16 protein-coding genes, 1 pseudogene and 1 riboswitch are annotated in these 16,767 nt (G+C 70.4%); of the genes and pseudogenes, 6 read left to right on the top strand and 11 right to left on the bottom strand.

What is annotated here, in order from left to right:
• Positions 1–109 precede the first annotated feature (109 nt).
• The gene (locus RNC47_RS14485) at positions 110–1,567 is read left to right on the top strand and encodes a serine hydrolase domain-containing protein (RefSeq protein ID WP_311598903.1); all 1,458 of its coding nucleotides are present in this window, start codon (positions 110–112) and stop codon (positions 1,565–1,567) included.
• Here RNC47_RS14485 and RNC47_RS14480 read toward each other — a convergent pair.
• Together RNC47_RS14480 and RNC47_RS14475 are read right to left on the bottom strand one after the other, a co-directional pair.
• Positions 1,548–2,612 (bottom strand): alpha/beta hydrolase, encoded by a 1,065-nt coding sequence (locus RNC47_RS14480; protein WP_311598902.1) that lies wholly within the window; start codon positions 2,610–2,612, stop codon positions 1,548–1,550. The genes RNC47_RS14485 and RNC47_RS14480 overlap by 20 nt on opposite strands.
• A 185-nt stretch (positions 2,613–2,797) precedes the next feature.
• Positions 2,798–4,681, bottom strand: a pseudogene (locus RNC47_RS14475) (glycoside hydrolase family 48 protein); the annotation flags it as partial.
• Positions 4,682–5,514: 833 nt separating this feature from the next.
• Between RNC47_RS14475 and RNC47_RS14470 the strand changes: the two are divergent.
• Positions 5,515–6,906 carry a glycoside hydrolase family 6 protein gene (locus RNC47_RS14470; RefSeq protein WP_311598901.1) on the top strand — a complete coding sequence of 464 codons (1,392 nt, stop codon included), beginning with the start codon at positions 5,515–5,517 and terminating at the stop codon, positions 6,904–6,906.
• Positions 6,907–6,985: 79 nt separating this feature from the next.
• On the opposite strand, the gene RNC47_RS14465 is transcribed toward RNC47_RS14470, so the two are convergent.
• From RNC47_RS14465 to RNC47_RS14425, 9 genes are all read right to left on the bottom strand, one after another.
• Positions 6,986–7,465, bottom strand: a complete 480-nt coding sequence (locus tag RNC47_RS14465) for a peptidoglycan-binding domain-containing protein (protein ID WP_311598900.1) — start codon at positions 7,463–7,465, stop codon at positions 6,986–6,988.
• Between the two features lie 143 nt (positions 7,466–7,608).
• Complete coding sequence (locus RNC47_RS14460) at positions 7,609–8,472, bottom strand: bifunctional 5,10-methylenetetrahydrofolate dehydrogenase/5,10-methenyltetrahydrofolate cyclohydrolase (RefSeq protein WP_311598898.1); 864 nt, start codon at positions 8,470–8,472, stop codon at positions 7,609–7,611.
• Positions 8,473–8,494: 22 nt separating this feature from the next.
• Positions 8,495–8,581, bottom strand: a riboswitch (ZMP/ZTP riboswitch).
• Positions 8,582–8,590: 9 nt separating this feature from the next.
• Complete coding sequence (locus tag RNC47_RS14455) at positions 8,591–9,622, bottom strand: pectate lyase family protein (protein WP_311598897.1); 1,032 nt, start codon at positions 9,620–9,622, stop codon at positions 8,591–8,593.
• Positions 9,623–9,650: 28 nt separating this feature from the next.
• Positions 9,651–10,655 (bottom strand): pectate lyase family protein, encoded by a 1,005-nt coding sequence (locus RNC47_RS14450; RefSeq protein ID WP_311598895.1) that lies wholly within the window; start codon positions 10,653–10,655, stop codon positions 9,651–9,653.
• A gap of 11 nt (positions 10,656–10,666) precedes the next feature.
• On the bottom strand, positions 10,667–11,674 hold the full coding sequence (locus RNC47_RS14445; protein ID WP_311598894.1) for a pectate lyase family protein: 1,008 nt from the start codon (positions 11,672–11,674) through the stop codon (positions 10,667–10,669).
• A gap of 19 nt (positions 11,675–11,693) precedes the next feature.
• Positions 11,694–12,707, bottom strand: coding sequence for a pectate lyase family protein (locus RNC47_RS14440; protein ID WP_311598893.1), 1,014 nt, complete (start codon positions 12,705–12,707; stop codon positions 11,694–11,696).
• A gap of 123 nt (positions 12,708–12,830) precedes the next feature.
• Positions 12,831–13,358: a 2'-5' RNA ligase family protein gene (locus RNC47_RS14435; RefSeq protein WP_311598892.1), complete on the bottom strand. Its 528-nt coding sequence runs from the start codon at positions 13,356–13,358 to the stop codon at positions 12,831–12,833.
• A gap of 5 nt (positions 13,359–13,363) precedes the next feature.
• A complete protein-coding gene (locus RNC47_RS14430; protein ID WP_311598891.1) occupies positions 13,364–13,579 on the bottom strand; it encodes a DUF397 domain-containing protein in 216 nt (71 codons plus the stop codon).
• A gap of 9 nt (positions 13,580–13,588) precedes the next feature.
• Entirely contained in the window at positions 13,589–14,446 is an 858-nt protein-coding gene (locus tag RNC47_RS14425) for a helix-turn-helix domain-containing protein (protein WP_311598890.1), read from the bottom strand.
• A 148-nt stretch (positions 14,447–14,594) separates the two neighbouring features.
• On the opposite strand from RNC47_RS14425, the gene RNC47_RS14420 reads away from it, so the two are divergent.
• From RNC47_RS14420 to RNC47_RS14405, 4 genes are all read left to right on the top strand, one after another.
• Positions 14,595–14,972 (top strand): hypothetical protein, encoded by a 378-nt coding sequence (locus tag RNC47_RS14420; protein WP_311598889.1) that lies wholly within the window; start codon positions 14,595–14,597, stop codon positions 14,970–14,972.
• Positions 14,973–15,099: 127 nt separating this feature from the next.
• On the top strand, positions 15,100–15,351 hold the full coding sequence (locus tag RNC47_RS14415) for a hypothetical protein (protein ID WP_311598888.1): 252 nt from the start codon (positions 15,100–15,102) through the stop codon (positions 15,349–15,351).
• Complete coding sequence (locus RNC47_RS14410; RefSeq protein ID WP_311598887.1) at positions 15,323–15,844, top strand: DUF6879 family protein; 522 nt, start codon at positions 15,323–15,325, stop codon at positions 15,842–15,844. Before RNC47_RS14415 ends, RNC47_RS14410 begins: the two co-directional genes overlap by 29 nt.
• Positions 15,845–15,871: 27 nt before the next feature.
• Positions 15,872–16,720: a helix-turn-helix domain-containing protein gene (locus tag RNC47_RS14405; protein ID WP_311598886.1), complete on the top strand. Its 849-nt coding sequence runs from the start codon at positions 15,872–15,874 to the stop codon at positions 16,718–16,720.
• Positions 16,721–16,767: the final 47 nt, after the last annotated feature.

The raw sequence follows: 16,767 nt of genomic DNA, 5'->3' as shown, positions 1-16,767 counted from the left end.
GCCGGCCACGGTACGGGGTGCCCGGCGCCCGCGCGGTAGTGCTGGCACTACTCCGGTTCTCGCACTGGCGCGACTGTGCCGGCGCCGCCGGCCGGCTGGAATGGCTGACATGTTGATCCGCACCCTCCGCCGCCTGACCTGCGGGGCGCTCGCCGCCCTCGCCATCGGGTGGCCGGCCGCCCCGGCACAGGCCGCCGCCCAGGCGACCGGCGCCACGCTCGACCCCGCCGCCATCGACCGCTATCTGACCGACTACCTGGACGAGACGGGCCTGCCGGGCGCCGCCGTGGCGGTGACCAGGGGCGACGAGGTGGTGCACACCGCCGGATACGGGCACACGGCGGGCGGCGCCGAGATCACCGCGCGGACGCCGCTGCCGGTGGCCTCGCTCTCCAAGTCGATGACGGCGACCGCGGTGGTGCGTCTCGCCGAGGCCGGCGCGCTCGACCTGGACCAGCCGGTGCGGCGCTACCTGCCGGAGTTCACCATGGCCGACCCCCGGGCCGCCGGGATCACCGTCCGGCAGCTGCTCAACCAGACCTCGGGCATGGCCGACTCCGCCTACCCGGACCTCACGCGCCCGCAGCCGGACACCCTGGAGGAGGCGGTCGCGGCGATGCGCGGGGCCAGGCTCGCTGCCGACCCCGGCACGGCCTGGAGCTACCACAACCCCAACTACTCCGTGCTCGGCCGGCTGGTGGAGGTGGTCGCCGACCGGCCGTTCGCCGAGTACCTGGCGGACGAGGTGTTCGGGCCGCTCGGCATGGCGGACACGGTGTCGGTCGACACCACCGACGACATGCCGGACCACGCCAGGGGCCACGTCCGCGCCTACGGCATGGTGTTCGAGAGTTCCCACCCGCGCTGGTTCACGGCCGGCGGCTTCGGCGTCGTCTCCACCGCCGAGGACCTGGCCCGCTGGCTGGTCGGGCAGCGCGGCGAGCGCGTGATATCGGCCGAGGGCGTAGCCCTCACCCACACCCCTCCGGAGGGTGAGGACTACGCCATGGGCTGGCGGACCAGCCAGCCAGGCGAGGAGCCCCGGCGGATCGAGCACACCGGCCAGCTCCTCACCCACAACGCGATGCAGACGCTGCTCCCGGAGAGCGGCACGGGCATCGCCGTCGTGACCAACACCGGGATGCTCTCCGGGGACGACGCCCAGCTGATCGTCGACGGCCTGGTCGAGCTCGCCGAGGGCCGCACCCCGTCCGTCACCCGGCCGTTCTCGATGACCGCCGATCTCGTGCTGGGCGCCCTCACGCTGCTCGCCCTCGGTCTCGCGACGCTGGGCGTGGTGCGGTCCGGGCGCTGGGCGCGGCGGGCGGCGGCCCGGGCCTGGTGGCGCACGGCGCCGCGGCTGCTGCCGTACGCGCTGCCCGTCCTGCTGTTCATATGGCTGACCGACCTGGTCGGCGCGGCCATGCACCGGCAGGGCACGCTCTCCCAACTCGGCCTCGCCTGGCCCGCCCTGGTGATCTGGGCGGCCGGCAGCGTGCTGGCGGCCGTCGTGGTGCTCGCGGCGCGCGGGGTGGCCGTGGTGCTGGTCAGGCGGGGAGCCGCGTGACGGCCCGGTCACTGCCGTGCAGGGCGCCGAGCAGCATCGGGAGGGAGGCGCGCAGCTCGCGACCCCAGTAGGGAGGGGAGTGGGTGCCGGAGTGGAAGTGCGTCGTCAGCTCGGCGCCCGCGGCGCGCAGCCGGTCGGCGAGGACCAGGTTCTCCGCGAGCATCACGGCCTCGGTGGGCGAGTACACGTCCTCGGGGAACGGCTCCTCCGGGTCCTCGAGCCCGGGGATCTCCTCGTCCGGCTCGGTGCCCGGCGGGTCGAGCGGCCCGAGTCGGCCGTCGCCGCAGGACAGATAGAGGGGCACGGCGGCGAGCCGCTCGACGTGGTGGCCGGGATCGTGGCCGCGCCAGACGTCGGCCTGGAGTTCGGGATCGCCCCAGAGCGCGAGCCAGTCCATGCCCAGGTAGGTCATCCCGGCGCGCACCGCCCGCGGATGGCGGCTGGGGTGGACGAAGCCGCTGTAGCTGGCCGCGGCCCGGAAGAGCCCGGGATGTCGGGCGGCGTAGGACAGCGCGCCGAACCCACCCTGGGAGAGCCCGGCGGCCACCCGGCGCCCACCGGCTCCGTACCGCTCCTCGACCAGCGGCAGCACCTCCCGCAGGTGGTACGACTCGACACGCGGCGGACCGCCGGCGCCGTGGTTCCACCAGTCGGTGTAGAAGCCGTACAGCGGCATGTCCGGCATCACCACCAACACGTCCCGCAGCTCCGGCAGGTCCTGGACGCCGAAGTCCACCGTCCACGTCAGGTGGTCGCCGTCCCCGCCGGGCAGCAGCCACAGCACCGGCCACCGGTCGCCGGCCCGGCGCCGCGCCCACCCGGCCGGGGTGAGCAGCCGCACCCGGCCCCGGCCGCCGAGCGCCGGAGAGTCGAACGACAGGTCGACGAGCCGCTCGCCGACCGCCGTCTCACGCACGGCCCGTGGCGGGCGCGGCGCGGCGGCCGCCGAGGGCGCCGCGGCGAGCGCGGCCGCGCCGGCCAGCGCGGCCAGGCACGACCTGCGGGTGAGGGGGAGGTGGGCGGCGGAGTCGCTGAGAGGGCGCACGGCTTGCCTTTCGTCACACCTGGCGGGCCCGGCCAGTCTCCGTCCCGGCCCCGCCCCCGGCATCCGCCGAGCGCGGTCGGCCGCTACTCCCCGCGGAGTACCGGCCCGTGGCGCCTCGCCGCACGCGGGAGGGCCCCGGTCGACATCGACCGGGGCCCTCGTCGGGGAAGGTGGGGAAAGCGGTGCTACGCCTCGTCCCCGAAGAGCGAGGTGTAGGTGGAGAGGGCGATGGCGATGTCGGCCTGGGCCCAGAAGCGGTGGTAGGTGAACGTCGGCGCGGGGCCGCCGTTCAGGTACTCCTCCACCTGCGGGTAGTTGGGGTCGTCCTGGTAGAAGGAGCGGATCGACTCGAAGGTCGAACCCGGCTCGATCGTGTCCCCGTTGGGCATGGTGCCCTGCCAGCCGCTGGGGATGTAGATCTCGTCGTCGAACCGGTTGTAGTCCGCCCGGGTCTCCGGCACCGCCACCCCGAGGTCGTCCGAGTTGGCCGTCAGGGCCTCCAGCAGCCCGGCCGCCGTCTCCTGAGCCGCCGTGTCGCCGCTGGCGGCCGCGTAGTAGGAGAGGGTGTTGGCCAGGGAGCCGGTGATGCCGACGTCCTGGGTGTAGTCGACGACGCGGACGTGGAGGTTGTTGTTCGCGCCCGGGTTGGCGGCGTTCCACGTGTCGGGCGCGCCCGACCAGGCCAGGGTGGAGGGGATCTGGAAGTCCCCGCCCGTCCCGACGGTGACGTTGTCCAGCACCCAGTCGACCCACTTGTCGAGGACCTGGCCGGCGAGCTGGTCGTCGGACTCGTAGTAGTACTCGGCCAGGCGCTGCATGGACCAGGCCTGGAAGCCGAACCACTGGTTGGACGGCGGGTCGTGGTAGACCGGCTGCGGGTCGTAGTACATGCCGTAGAACGTCGGGGTGCCGGACGGCGGGGTGCCGTAGTGGCCCTCCCAACTGTTCGTCGCGCCACCGGCGATCGCGCCCTCCGCGGACTGCAGCCACCGGTAGAACTCCACCTGCCGGTCCAGGCTCGCCGCCCAGTCCGAGGCACCGGTCGCCGAGTTGGGCCGCAGGGCCGGGTCCTCGCTCAACGCGTAGGCCGCCATCGGGTTCTGGTAGCCGAAGTGCGCGAAGCTGGAGCCGATCCGCCAGGACCAGCCGGCCGAGGTGTCCAGCGCGCCGCCCCACGCGTAGTACCAGGACAGCAGCCGGTGGGAGCTGTTCTTGCCGCTCCCCGCCGGGCACGACGAGGCACCCACACAGTTCCCGACCTGCTTGAAGTACTTGTCGTACTGCGCGTACCGCAGGTAGTCGCCCATCCGGGAAGCGCGCTCCACGGTGTCGGCCACCTGGGCCGCGTTGCCCTGCTCGCTGGCCCACTGGTTGGCCCAGTAGGCGGCCTGCACGGCACGGGCGTCGGCGTCCGGGGCGTTGGTGTAACGCCACTGGCGGGCGTAGGAGCTGTCCCCGGTGAACAGGTCGAGGTAGCCGTTGTCACCGCCGTAGGAGAAGTCCTCGCACGAGGGGTGCGGAACGGTCTCCCAGGTGGACTCCTGCGCACCTCGCTGGAAGGTGTTGATGAACGTCGGGTCGCCGCTGTTCCCGCCGCAGACGTCGCCGTAGCCGTAGACGTCGTCCACGTCCTGGATCCAGTGCATCCCGTAGATGTCACTCGTCCCGTACGTCGACCGCAGCTCGGCCGCCAACGGGTCGGAGCCCACCCGGACGCCGGGGTCGAGCGGCGCCGGGTAGTCGGCCGGGTTGGTTGACTCGGGCGCGTACGTGGCCGGTGACGAGGCGTTGTAGAAACTGGTCGTCGGCTGTTCGCTGCTGTCCGGGATCATGTACTCCTCCATCAGATCCCAGGCATCGTTGAAGGGGCCCCAGTCGCCGGTCACCTGACCGTACTGGGCCTCCAGCCAGATCAGATAGGAGTAGGCCTCGGACGTGGTCTCGTGCCCGTGGTCCGGCGCCTCGACGATCAGCGTCTCCACCGAGTGGTACGGAATCCCCTCGTCGGAGAAGTACCCGTTCGCCGGATCCTTGATCTTCTCGTAGAGCTCCAGGAACTCCTGCTCGAACTGGAGCAGCCGAGGCTCGTCCGCGCTGGCGCCGCCGGCGGTGGCCGTCAGGCCCAGGGGCATGGACAGGGCGAGGGCGCCGGTCAACCACAGTCGTTGCCTGGCCCTGCGCGCTCGCTTTCTGGCTCTTGTGGGGGTGGTGCTCGCTGATCCACGTGGGATCCGCATCGCGCCTCCTCGCGGCTCGTGGGGGGTGAGGAGCTGCGCGCGCGCCGTGGGGTGGCGCACACACGGAAAGTGCCCTCAGAGGACGCCAGTGGGAGCGCTCCCAAGGATTGAGGCATTGATTGCAGGCGTCAACCCCCTTGACGAAACTGCCTGTTTCAGGGCAGGTCAGCGGTCAATTCTCGAACGCCCCCTTGGCGGGAAGGGGTCGAATGGCCTACGGTCCCTTCAACCAGTGGGAGCGGTCCCAAGCTGTCAGGCGTCGAGGACGGCGCGCCGGACGAACCGGAGTCGCTCCGAATGCACCCCCACATCCCCCACACGAACCCCCACAGCCACCCCCACCACCATCCGGACGCCCGCGGCGGTCCGGTCCGCCGGCCGCCGGTCCCGCGCGGCCGCCCCGGCCGGGTCCGGCCCCGCGTGGCACCGCCGCGAGGCCCCGGGAGACGTTTCCGTTAGCGACCGTGGCGCCCTCGTCGGCCGGCCGCCGGCCGCCGGCGTGCTCGCGCCCACCGGGCCGCGTCGCCCTGCCCGAACACCGGCACGGCGACCGCGATGGCCGGCATCCATGACGTCACGACGTTCCGTCGCGCGGCGCCCCCGCCGCGTCCGGCGGCATCGACGCACCGCGAAACAACCAGCGAATAACTGGAGGAAGAGCAGCGATGAGCCGCACAGAACACCCCCCACACCGGCGACGCGCACGCCGCTCGGCGTTCGCGGCCGGCGCCCTGGCCGGCGCCTTCGCCATCACGCTCAGCACGCTCGGCATGGCCTCGGCGAACGACGACCCCGGGACCCTGGCGCGCGTGGACAACCCGTACGTCGGCGCCGACGTGTACGTGAACCCGGAGTGGTCGGCCCGCGCCGCCGCCGAGCCGGGCGGCTCGGCGATAGCGAACGAGCCCACCGGCGTCTGGCTGGACCGGATCGCCGCCATCGAGGGCGTCAACGGCGGCATGGGCCTGCGTGACCACCTCGACGAGGCCGTGGAGCAGGCCGGCGGTTCGCCGCTGGTGTTCCAGGTCGTGATCTACAACCTGCCGGGTCGCGACTGTTCGGCGCTCGCCTCCAACGGCGAGCTGGGCCCGACGGAGATCGACCGCTACAAGACCGAGTACATCGACGTCATCGCCGACATCCTGCGGGAGTACGAGAACGAGGCGAACCTGCGGGTCTCCGCGGTGATCGAGATCGACTCGCTGCCGAACCTCGTCACCAACGTCAGCCCGCGCCCGACGGCCACGCCGCAGTGCGACACGATGAAGGCCAACGGCAACTACGTCGAGGGCGTCTCGTACGCGCTGTCGGAGCTGGGCTCGGTCGGCAACGTCTACAACTACATCGACGCCGGCCACTACGGCTGGATCGGCTGGGACGACAACTTCGGCGCCTCGGCGGACCTCTTCCACCAGACCGCCACGCACGGCGAGGCGACGGTCGACGACGTGACGGGCTTCATCGTCAACACGGCCAACTACGGCCCGACGACCGAGCCGTACTACTCGATCAACGACTCGATCAACGGCACCCCGGTGCGGCAGTCGGAGTGGGTGGACTGGAACCGCTACGTCGACAACCAGTCCTTCGCGCAGGCCTTCCGCCAGGAGTTGGTGAGCACCGGCTTCAACTCCAACATCGGGATGCTGATCGACACCTCCCGTAACGGCTGGGGCGGTTCCGACCGGCCCACCGGGCCCGGCCCGCGCACCGACGTGAACGCCTACGTCGAGGGCAGCCGCGTCGACGGCCGCATCCACGCCGGCAACTGGTGCAACCAGGCCGGCGCCGGCCTGGGCGAGCGCCCGACGGCGGCCCCCGCCTCCGGTATCGACGCCTACGTCTGGATCAAGCCCCCGGGTGAGTCCGACGGCGCCAGCCGGGAGATCCCCAACGACGAGGGCAAGGGCTTCGACCGGATGTGCGACCCGACCTACCAGGGCAACCCGCGCAACAACAACAACCCCTCGGGCGCCCTCCCGGACGCCCCGCTCTCCGGCCACTGGTTCTCCGCGCAGTTCCAGGAGCTCCTGGACAACGCCTACCCGCCGCTGTGAGCCGGTAGGAACACCGATCACCCCCTGAGGTGCGGGGCCGGGGCATCAGCCCCGGCCCCGCACTCCGTCGCCCGGTGCGTCAGTGCCACATCCGCAGGTAGGGCCAGGACTCGGGGCCCGGCAGGCCGTCCACCCCCACGGTCCCGCTGCCGAAGGTGCTGTTCACCCACCGCTGGAGCGCCCGCATGGCGTTCTGCGAGTTCGATCCGAAGATGCCGTCGACGGTGCCGGGGTTCATGTCCGAACGCCCGAGGTCCGCGCTGGCCCGCCGGAGCGAGCACTGCGCCTCGATGCCCGAGGACGTGACCCCCGTGGTGGACGGGATGGCGGTCATCCCGCTGTAGTAGCCGTAGTACCAGCGCCCGTTGTCGAACTCGGCGTTGGCACAGGAGTAGGCCGCGGCGCCGACCTCCCCCGCGGCGGCCGCCCCCGACGCCGGCAGCGCCAGCGTGCCGGCCAGCGCGAGCGCGGTGGCCGCGAGGACGACGCGCTTGCGCCTCGCCGTGCGCGGCGGCCGAGGGCCGGGGGATGGGGTGGTACCCGCTGTGCGTCGGTTCATGACTACCTCCACGCCGTGTTGTCTCGTCTCCGTCTCCGGTTCCGAGAGCCAAATCTGGCGGCGGGGGCTTTCACCGCGCTTTCATGCCGCGACCGGTGCCGCGACCGGCGCCGGGGCGAGCGGCGCCCGTGGCCCGTCCCCGCTCACGGCACCAGGCCCAGTTGGGCGGTCGCCGCGTCCACGGTCTGGGACAGCAGGACGGCGATCGTCATCGGCCCGACGCCGCCCGGCACGGGGGTGATCAGACTCGCCCGGCCCAGCGCGCCCTCCGCGTCGATGTCGCCGACGTTCCCCGCGTTGTACCCCGCGTCCACCACGACCGCGCCCGGCCTGATGTCCTGGCCGCGGATGAGCCTTGGGCGGCCGACCGCCGCGACCAGGACGTCGGCCTCCCGTACCACCGAGGACAGGTCCTCCGTACGGGAGTGGCAGTACGTCACCGTGGCGTCGCGGGCCAGCAGCAGCATGCCGACCGGCCGGCCGAGGATGGCGCTGCGGCCGACGACGACCGCCCGCTTCCCGGCGAGGTCGACGTCGTACGCGTCGAGCAGCCGCATGATGCCGCCCGGTGTGCACGAGACGAAGCCCGGCAGGCCGAAGCTCATCGCGGCGAAGGAGTGCGTCGTGACGCCGTCGACGTCCTTCTCCGGCGCGATGGCCTCGAACGCGGCCCGCTCGTCGATGCCGGGCCCCGCCGGGTGCTGGAGCAGGATGCCGTGCACGTCGGGGTCCCGCGAAAGACCCTCGATGGTCTCGACGAGCTGGGCGGTGGTGGTCGTGGCCGGCAGCGGGACGTGCCGTGAGGTGATGCCGACCTTGGCGCACCGGGCGCGCTTCATCCGGACGTAGGTGACGGAGGCCGGGTCCTCGCCGACCAGCACGGTGGCCAGGCAGGGCGCGACGCCCGTGCGCCGGGTGAGCGTGGCGGCCCGGTCGGCCGTCTCCGCCAGCACCCGCCTGGCCAACGCCGTGCCGTCCATCAGTTCCGCGGTGTGTACATGGGGCATGCCGTGCTCCCGAGCATCGTGACGACAACGCCCAGGCGCACGGCATCAACCCGTTCCGGGGGCCGCTCCCCGGTGGTGCTCCACCTCAGCGCCAGTCACGGCCCACGGCCACTGTAGTTCAGATGCCGATCCGACCGGTCCCGGCACCGTTCGTCACGATGGTTCTGACGTCCGCCGCGTTGTCCAGCGTGTAGGAGTAGTACGTCGCCGGGTTCTCGACCGAGCCGCCGACGACCGGTTCGCCGGCCTCCTCGCCGACGAAGACGTTGTTCCGCTCCACGATCCGGCCGTCGGGTCCCGAGTAGCTGTTGGTCATGGGCTCCTCGACGTCCTCGAAGTAGTTGCCCTCGATCCAGCAGCCGGAGTCCGCCTGGCAGGCCGGGCCGGTGTCGGAGTTGCGGTGGTAGTAGTTGTTGTAGATGTGCACCGGCTCGCCGAAGCGGACGCGGGGGTTGCGTTGCGGCGTCCGGTCGTACCAGTTGTGGTGGTAGGTGACCTTCAACCGACCGGTGTCCTGGGCCGCGTTGTCGTCGTCGTGGCCGAGCAACATGTTCTTGGTGTGGTCGTGGGTGTGGTTCCAGGAGACGGTGATGTAGCTGGCGCCGCGCTTGATGTCGATCAGTCCGTCGTAGCCCTGGGCCAGGTCGTTGTGGTCGATCCAGATGTGGTGGCTGAACATCTGGACGTTGATCGAGTCGTCGCTGGCGTCCCGGAAGTTCAGGTTCCGGATGATGATGTTGTGCACCGCGTTCGCGGGCGGCGAGGTGACGGAGTCGTCCGCCGGCAGGCCGATGTTGAAGCCGCCGCCGGTGATGCCCGAGTCGGCGCCGAGCCCGATGACGGTCTTGTCGGAGCTGATGTCGTACATCCCGTCGGGCAGCGTGATCATGCCGTTCACCTGCACGATCCGTGGCCCCTCGGCGCGGATCTCGGCGATCAGGTCGGCCGCCGTCGACACGGTGACCGTCGGCCCGCCGGCACCGCCGGTGGTGCCGTTCTGACCCCAGGCGTTGACGGACGCGAAGCCGGTCGGAGCCGCCTCGGCCGCCACGTCGGAAGCCGTCTGCCGGCCGGACGAGTCGGTCGCCGGCGTGGCCCCGGAGAGGGCCAGCGTGGCGACGGCCGCCGCCGCGAGGACGTTCAGTCTCATCGTGAGCCTCATCGTGAACCTCCGCCGCTCAGATCCTGCCGACGCCCACGCCGGCCGGCACGGTGGACGGCAGGGTGCGCGGGTCGTCGGGCGTGTAGGAGTAGTAGGTGCGCGGCTCGACCACGGTCCCCAGGGTCTGGGGCGTGCCCGAGTTCACGTACACGTTGTTCCGTTCCACCACGCGTCCCGGGCCGCTCTCGTCGTAGCCGGAGTAGACGGGGTGGGGCACGTTCTCGAAGTAGTTGGCCTCCACCAGCACGCCGGCGTCCTCGGTCGAGGCCACGCCGTAGAGCGCGTTGTTCCGGTAGTAGTTGTTGTAGACGTGCACGGGCTCGGCGAACCGCACCCGCGGGTGCCGCTGCTCGGTGCCGTCGAAGAAGTTGTGGTGGTACGTGACGCGCAGCCTGCCGCGGTCGGCGGTGTAGCTGTCGGAGTGCCCGACCAGGCAGGTCTTGCTGTGGCTGTGGAAGTGGTTCCAGGAGACGGTGACGTAGTCGGACTGCCGCTTGATGTCGAGCAGGCCGTCGTAGCCGTCGGAGAAGTCGCAGTGGTCGATCCACACGTGGTGGGCCGAGTTGGTGACGCTGACCGAGTCGTCCGAGGCGCCGGTGAAGCGGAGGTTGCGGATGACGACGTTGTTGCCGGGGCGGGTGGTGGAGCCGAGCTGGAGCCCGCCGCCGGTGATCTCCGCCGTCGAACCGACGCCGATGATCGACTTGTTGGCGACCACGGTCACCATGTCGTCCACCTGGACGCGGCCGGACACCAGGATCACATAGGGCGTGTTGGCGCCGGCGAGGCTCGCCAGGTCCGTGCCGTTGGTCACCGTGACGGTGGGTCCCGCGACGCCGCCGGTGGTGCCGTTCTGGCCGAGGGCGTTGACGGAGGCGAAGCCGTCGGCCGTCGAGGCGAACGTCCGCCGCGCGGCGTGTGCCGTACCCGTCGTGACGTTGGCGGTGGCGAGTGCGGCGGCGGTCGCGGCGGTGCCGGCGAGCAGCCCGCGCCGGCTGATCGGGGAACGGTGGTCCTTCATCGCGTCGCTCCTCAGATCTTCCCGGTGCCCACGCCGGCCGGGACCGTGCTGGGCAGCGTCGACGGGTTGTCCGGGGTGTACGCGTAGTAGGTGCGGGGCTCCACGACCGTGCCGAGGGTCTGGGGCGTGCCGCTGCCCGCGTACACGTTGTCGCGCTCGACGACCCGTCCCGGGCCGCTCTCGTCGTAGCCGGAGTAGACGGGGTGGGGCACGTTCTCGAAGTAGTTGGCCTCCACCAGCACGCCCGCGTTCTCCGTCGAGGCCACGCCGTAGAGCGCGTTGTTCCGGAAGTAGTTGTTGTAGACGTGGACCGGCTCGGCGAACCGCACCCGCGGGTGGCGCTGCCGGCTGCCGTCGAAGTAGTTGTGGTGGAACGTCACCCGCAGCTTGCCGGTGTCCTGGCTGGCGTTCCCGTCGGAGTGGCCGATGAGGATCGACTTGTCGAAGCCGTCGAAGTGGTTCCAGGACACCGTGATGTAGTCGGCGGCCCGGACGATGTCGATGGCGCCGTCGAGTCCGTCGGCGAAGTAGCAGTGGTCGATCCAGATGTGGTGCGAGTCCTGCTGCACGCTGATCGCGTCGTCCTCGGCGCCGACGAAGCGGAGGTTGCGGATGATCACGTTCTGCCGGCGGTACATGTCCAGGCCGCCGCCGGCGATGGTGGCGTTCGCCCCCAGGCCGACGACGGTCTTGTTGGACCGCAGCGCCTGCTTGCTGGTGATGTTGATGGTGCCCTGCACCTGGATCGTGTAGGGCTCGTTGCGGTCGCAGTAGTCCAGGAAGGTGTCGGCGTCGCTGACCGTCACCACCGGCGCCCCGGCACCGCCCGTGGTGCCGTTCTGGCCGAGGGCGTTGACCGAGGCGAAGCCGTCGGGCGTCGAGGCGAACGTCCGCGGTGCGGCGTGTGCCGTGCCGGTCGTCGCGGCCCCGGTGGCGAGTGCGGCGGCGGTCGCGGCCGTGCCGGCCAGCAGCCCGCGCCGGCTGATCGAGGGACGGCGTGCGAAGTCCTGCGTGCTCATGGCGGTTCTCCTCGGCTCGTCAGATCTTCCCGACGCCGGCCCCGGCGGGGACGACGGTGGGCACGGTGGAGGCGGGGTCTGCGGTGTAGGCGTAGGACTGGCTCGGGGCGGTGACGGTGCCGCGCGTCTCGATCTCGTGGTTGCAGTCCACGAGGATGTTGTCGCGCTGGACGAGGCGCCCGAGATCGCCGCTGAAGTCCACCCGGGCCGGGTTGTTGACGCTGAAGAAGTAGTTGCCCTCCAGCGTCACGCCGGCGTTCATCGTCGAGGCCACGCCGTAACTGCTGTCGCGGTAGTAGTTGTTGTAGACGTGCACCTCGCCGAAGCGGACCCGCGGATTGCGCTGGTCGGAGGCGTCGAAGTAGTTGTGGTGGTACGTCACCCGCAGCCGGCCGGTGTCCTGCGCGGCGTTCTCGTCGTCGTGCCCGACGAGCGACGTCTTGTCGTGGTCGTGAAAGCGGTTCCAGGAGACGGTGACGTAGTCCGAACCGCGCTTGATGTCCACCGCGCCGTCGTCGCCGTTCGAGAAGTCGTTGTGGTCGATCCAGACGTGGTGCGAGAACATCTGCACATTGATCAGGTCGTCGGTGGCGCCGTCGAACGCGATGTTGCGGATGATCACGTTGTGCACGGCGTTCGCGGGCGGCGAGGTGGTGTCGTCGTCCACCGGCAGGCCGATGTTCAGCCCGCCGCCGGTCAGCCGCGCCGTGCTGCCCAGGCCGACGATGGTCTTGTCCGAGGCCACGTCGTGCATCCCGTCGCTGTCACCGGTCGGCAGCGTGATCACGCCGCTGACCTGTACGATCAGCGGCTCGGGACGGGCGATGTAGTCCAGGAACTGCGCTGCGGTGGTGGCCGTCACGGTGGCCCCGCCCGCGCCGCCGGTCGTGCCGTCCTGTCCCAGCGCGTCGACGGAGGCGAACCCGTCGGCGACGGCGAGCGCGCCGGGGGCGGCGCCGGCGGTGGGGGGCAGGAGCGCGGCCACGGCCGCGAAGAGGATGGTTCCGAGGGATAACTTCGTGGGAATGCGCACAGGTTGTTCCCTTCCGTGGGGGCGAAGGGGCGACTCCGCGCGCGCCGGAAGGTGGTCCCACACCTTCGGGGCGCAAGCGCTTTCTAGAGCGTGCCGACAAGGTAAGCGCTTGCCGCGCCCATGTCAACGAGCCGCGAGCAGGGGAAAACGGGCCCGTCGTCGCCAACGGTCCCCGTCGCTGCCCCAGAGCTCGACCGCGTGGACGCTGGCGCCGAGCGGCAGCCGCCCGGCCAGCGCGGCCTCCGCCTCCCGGTACACGTCCTCCACCTGACCGTGCGCGACGGTCAGATGCGGCACGACCTCCGCGAACGCGCCGCCGTACGGCGGGACTTCGGGCCACCGCGCCACCACGGCCTCGGTCAGCGCCCGCACCGGGCCTGCCGGCTCCGGCGCGAGATACAACACGTCGGGAAATCGCCCGAACCCTTCGAACCGGACATCGAACGGTCGGTGCGCGGCGAACAGTTGCCGCAGCTCCCCGAGCACTCCGTCATCGATCCGGGCCACGTCCAGGAACGGCACCAGCACCGTCACATGCGCCGGCACCCCGGCCGCCGCCGACCGGTCGAACCGCCGCCGCCACCCCCCGACCACCGGCTCGGCCGCCTCCACCACGACCAACAGGGCCGTCTCCCCGACGCGGTACGGCACGGGACTCACCCCTCCCGGCCGAACGCCCCGGCCCGCGCCGCGTCGACGAACCCCCGCCAGGCACCGGGCGTGAGCACCAGGGCGGCGCGGGCCCGGTCCTTGGTGTCCCGGACGATCTGCGTGCCATCGGCCAAGCGGCCATGCTCCAGGCAGTTGTTACCGCTGTTGCTGTAGCTACTGACGTGCCACCGCGCGCCGGCCGCCTCGCGCTGAGCTGTCATTCCTCGCCCCTATGCCTGCCGGGAGTACTCCTCCATGAGCGCTTCGATGTGCGTCCTGGAGTCTGCGGGTGACATCGCCGCAGCGGTGTGATCGTCCCATGCCCGCAAGTACCGCTGCACGTCCCGCTCCTGCTCCAGCAACGTACTCGCGGACAGGTGCTCAAGCCACACGTAGTCGGCGGGTGGGGCGCCCTTCATAGTGAGGACTGAGTATGGCGTGTACTGGTCGGGCGGAAGAGACCGCCGCAGCGGCAGGACCTGGATGTTCACGTTGCGGCGCTTGCTCAGCGTCAGCAGGTGCTCCAACTGCTCGGCCATCGTTCGCGCCGAGCCGACCACGGAGTGCAGCACCGTGACGTCAAGCACCGCTCGCAGTCGCACCTGCCGGTTCTCCAGGAGTTCCTGCCGCTTGCGGCGGGTCTCCCGCATCACCTTGGCGTCCTGCTCCGTGCGCTGGTGCCGGAAGATCTCGCTCATGTACTCCTCGGTCTGCAACAGCCCGGGGACGACCTGGTTCTCGTAGGTTCGGATCAGCGAACTGTCGGCTTCCAGCGTCAGGTAGTCGCGGAGGTCGTTGTGCAGCAACGGGCCCTGGGCCGTCCACCAGTCGCGGGTGCGGAGCTTTGCCGCGAGGCGCTTGAGGTTCTGCCGGTCCTTCTCACTCTCGACGCCGTAGAGCGTCATCAGATGGTCGAGGTCGAGTGGGCGGATGCCCTGCAGACCGGCCTCGATCTTGCTGATCTTGGGCTGCCCGCTCTGGAGTTCGCGGGCCGCGTCGCCCATGGTCAGCCCCGCGGCTTCGCGTAGTCGTCGAAGCTCGTTCCCGAGTCGACGGCTGCGCATCGTGGGCATCTCGGTCTTCGCCATGGGAACCATCATGGTCGCGAAATCCGATGTTCGACAACGGGCGTTCAGGTGTTCGCCGCTTCGCCCGAACTCAAAAGGAATACTTGCGATTCGAATGGCTCCTGCGTCACCGTGGACGTCCACAGGCTCGGCAGGAAGGGGAGGACCCTTGGGCGAGAACGAGACGACGTCGGAAGAGGTGTGCACCGAGCTTCGGCGCCTGCTGGGGAAGGTCCACGTCGAGCTACCGGAGCTGGGGGCTCGAGACGGCCAGCGCGGCAGCGTGGCCGTTCACCTCGGCGGCTGCTCCCTGGAGTCGGCTCGGCGGCTGGCCGAGTTGCTGCATGAAGTGCCGGTGGCCATGCCGGCCGAAGGGGCGCTCGTCTTCGACCAGGACGCGCAGACCGTCGCCGTCGTGGCCGAGCAGGTGCCCTCGTTCCTCTGGCTGCGGCTGCCTGACGTCGAGGAGTGCCGCTGGCAGGCGGACCCGAGGCTGGTCCGTCCCGTTGTCAAGGGGGAAGGTTCGGGGTTTGGCTCGGCCGAGTGACCCGTACCGAGCACCCGTCAGCCATCAATCCATGACCGAAACCCGTAGCGCCTCGTTGCCAGGAGTGGGTAGCTCTCAGAGCAACAGCGCTGCAACAACGCGCAACAACGACACAAGGGAGGCAGCGATGTCGCTGCGCTTCATCGGGATCGATCCGGAGACCGGCGGGGGGAACTGCCCGGCGGTCTGGGTGGACACGGTCAGGAAGCCGGAGCCGGAGCTCCTGTTCCAGGGATGGCTGGCCGACGCCGCGACCCAGGCCGAGTGCCTGAGGGACAGTCCCCGACCCGACACCGAGGCCATCGTCCGACTTCCGGCCCGCATGGTGCCGCTCATCAGGGAGGCGTGCGATGCCGCGGAACGTGCCTGGGTTCGATGAACTGCTCGACTCGGCGACGCGCAGGGCCGCGCACCTTGAGTTGCGCGACCACTACGGTGTCGACGAGGAGAGGCAGATGGTGTCGGCCTGGCGGGCCAACGGCGCGGTGCCCGCCTACGACTCGGAGTTCTGGCGACCCTGGGTGTCACTGGTCGAGCGGACGGTGGCCCGAGGTGTGCAGGTGCGGCGAGCGCGAGTCGTGTCCCAACCGGTCACCGAGTACATCCGCTTCGAGCACGCCATCACCGATGTGAACTTGCGGGCCGGGGAACAGGTGCGCTGGCTGTCGAGGCGACAGGCATGCGATCTCGCGCTCCCAGGAAACGACTTCTGGCTGATCGACGATAAAGTCGTTCGCTTCAACATCTTCTCCGGTGACGGGGCGGCCCTCGAACCCGAGATGTCCGAGGACGCGTCGGTGATCAAGCTGTGTGCCGACGCCTTCGACGCGGTATGGGAGCGGGGTGTTCCGCACACGGAGTTCACCGTCTGACACATCACGCACCGGGACAGCCACTCGATGACCGCTTCACCCTCGTCCGCCGCCCAGGCCGCACGTGAACGACTCGCGTCGCGACTCGTCGACCTCCGGAAGACAGCGGGGCTCAGGGCGATCGAGGTCGCCGCCCGGTGCGGCTGGCACAAGTCGAAGGTGTCCCGCATAGAGAACGGACGGACCCTTCCCTCGGACGCGGACATCCGTGCCTGGTGCCGAGCGTGCGGCGCCGACGAGCAGATTCCCGATCTCGTCGCCGCGACCCGCACCGTAGACGAGATGTATGTGGAATGGAAGCGAATTCACCGCACGGGAATTCGACGCCGCCAGGAGACGGACGTTCCGCTCTACGACCGCACCGGGCTCTTTCGCGTCTACTGTTCCAACGTCGTACCAGGGCTTCTCCAGACGCACGGTTATGCCGAGGCGCTGCTCGGCACCATCAGTGAGTTCCAGGGAACTCCCAACGACGCGTCCGAGGCGGCGTCGGCCCGGCTGGCTCGTTCGCGCGTCATCTTCGAGGGGCGGCACCGATTCGTTCTCCTCGTCGAGGAGACAGTGCTGCGCTACCGGATCGGTAGCCCGGCGGTGGCTGCCGGTCAACTCGGTTATCTGCTCGAGGTCATGTCGCTGCCGGCTGTCGCGTTCGGCGTCATTCCCTTCACCGCGACACGCACCCTGTGGCCCGTCGAGACCTTCATGATCTTCGATGACGAACGCGTCCAGGTCGAGACGCTGTCAGCCGAGATCAACATCACCGCCCCCGCCGAGGTGGGGCTGTATGCCAAGGCGTTCGGTGAGCTCCACCGGATGGCTGTCTACGGCGCTAGGGCTCGGGCCAGGATCGCGGCTGCCATCGACGCTCTCGGGTGACGTCCGCGCAACTTCGTAGAACTTCATTGAGCCTGCAGCCGTCGTGC

The sequence above is a fragment of the Streptomyces millisiae genome (assembly GCF_031845425.1).
GTDB lineage: Bacteria > Actinomycetota > Actinomycetes > Streptomycetales > Streptomycetaceae > Streptomyces > Streptomyces millisiae.
The sequence above is the reverse complement of the archived record's forward strand: the minus strand, read 5'-3'. Positions and strand labels throughout refer to the sequence as shown.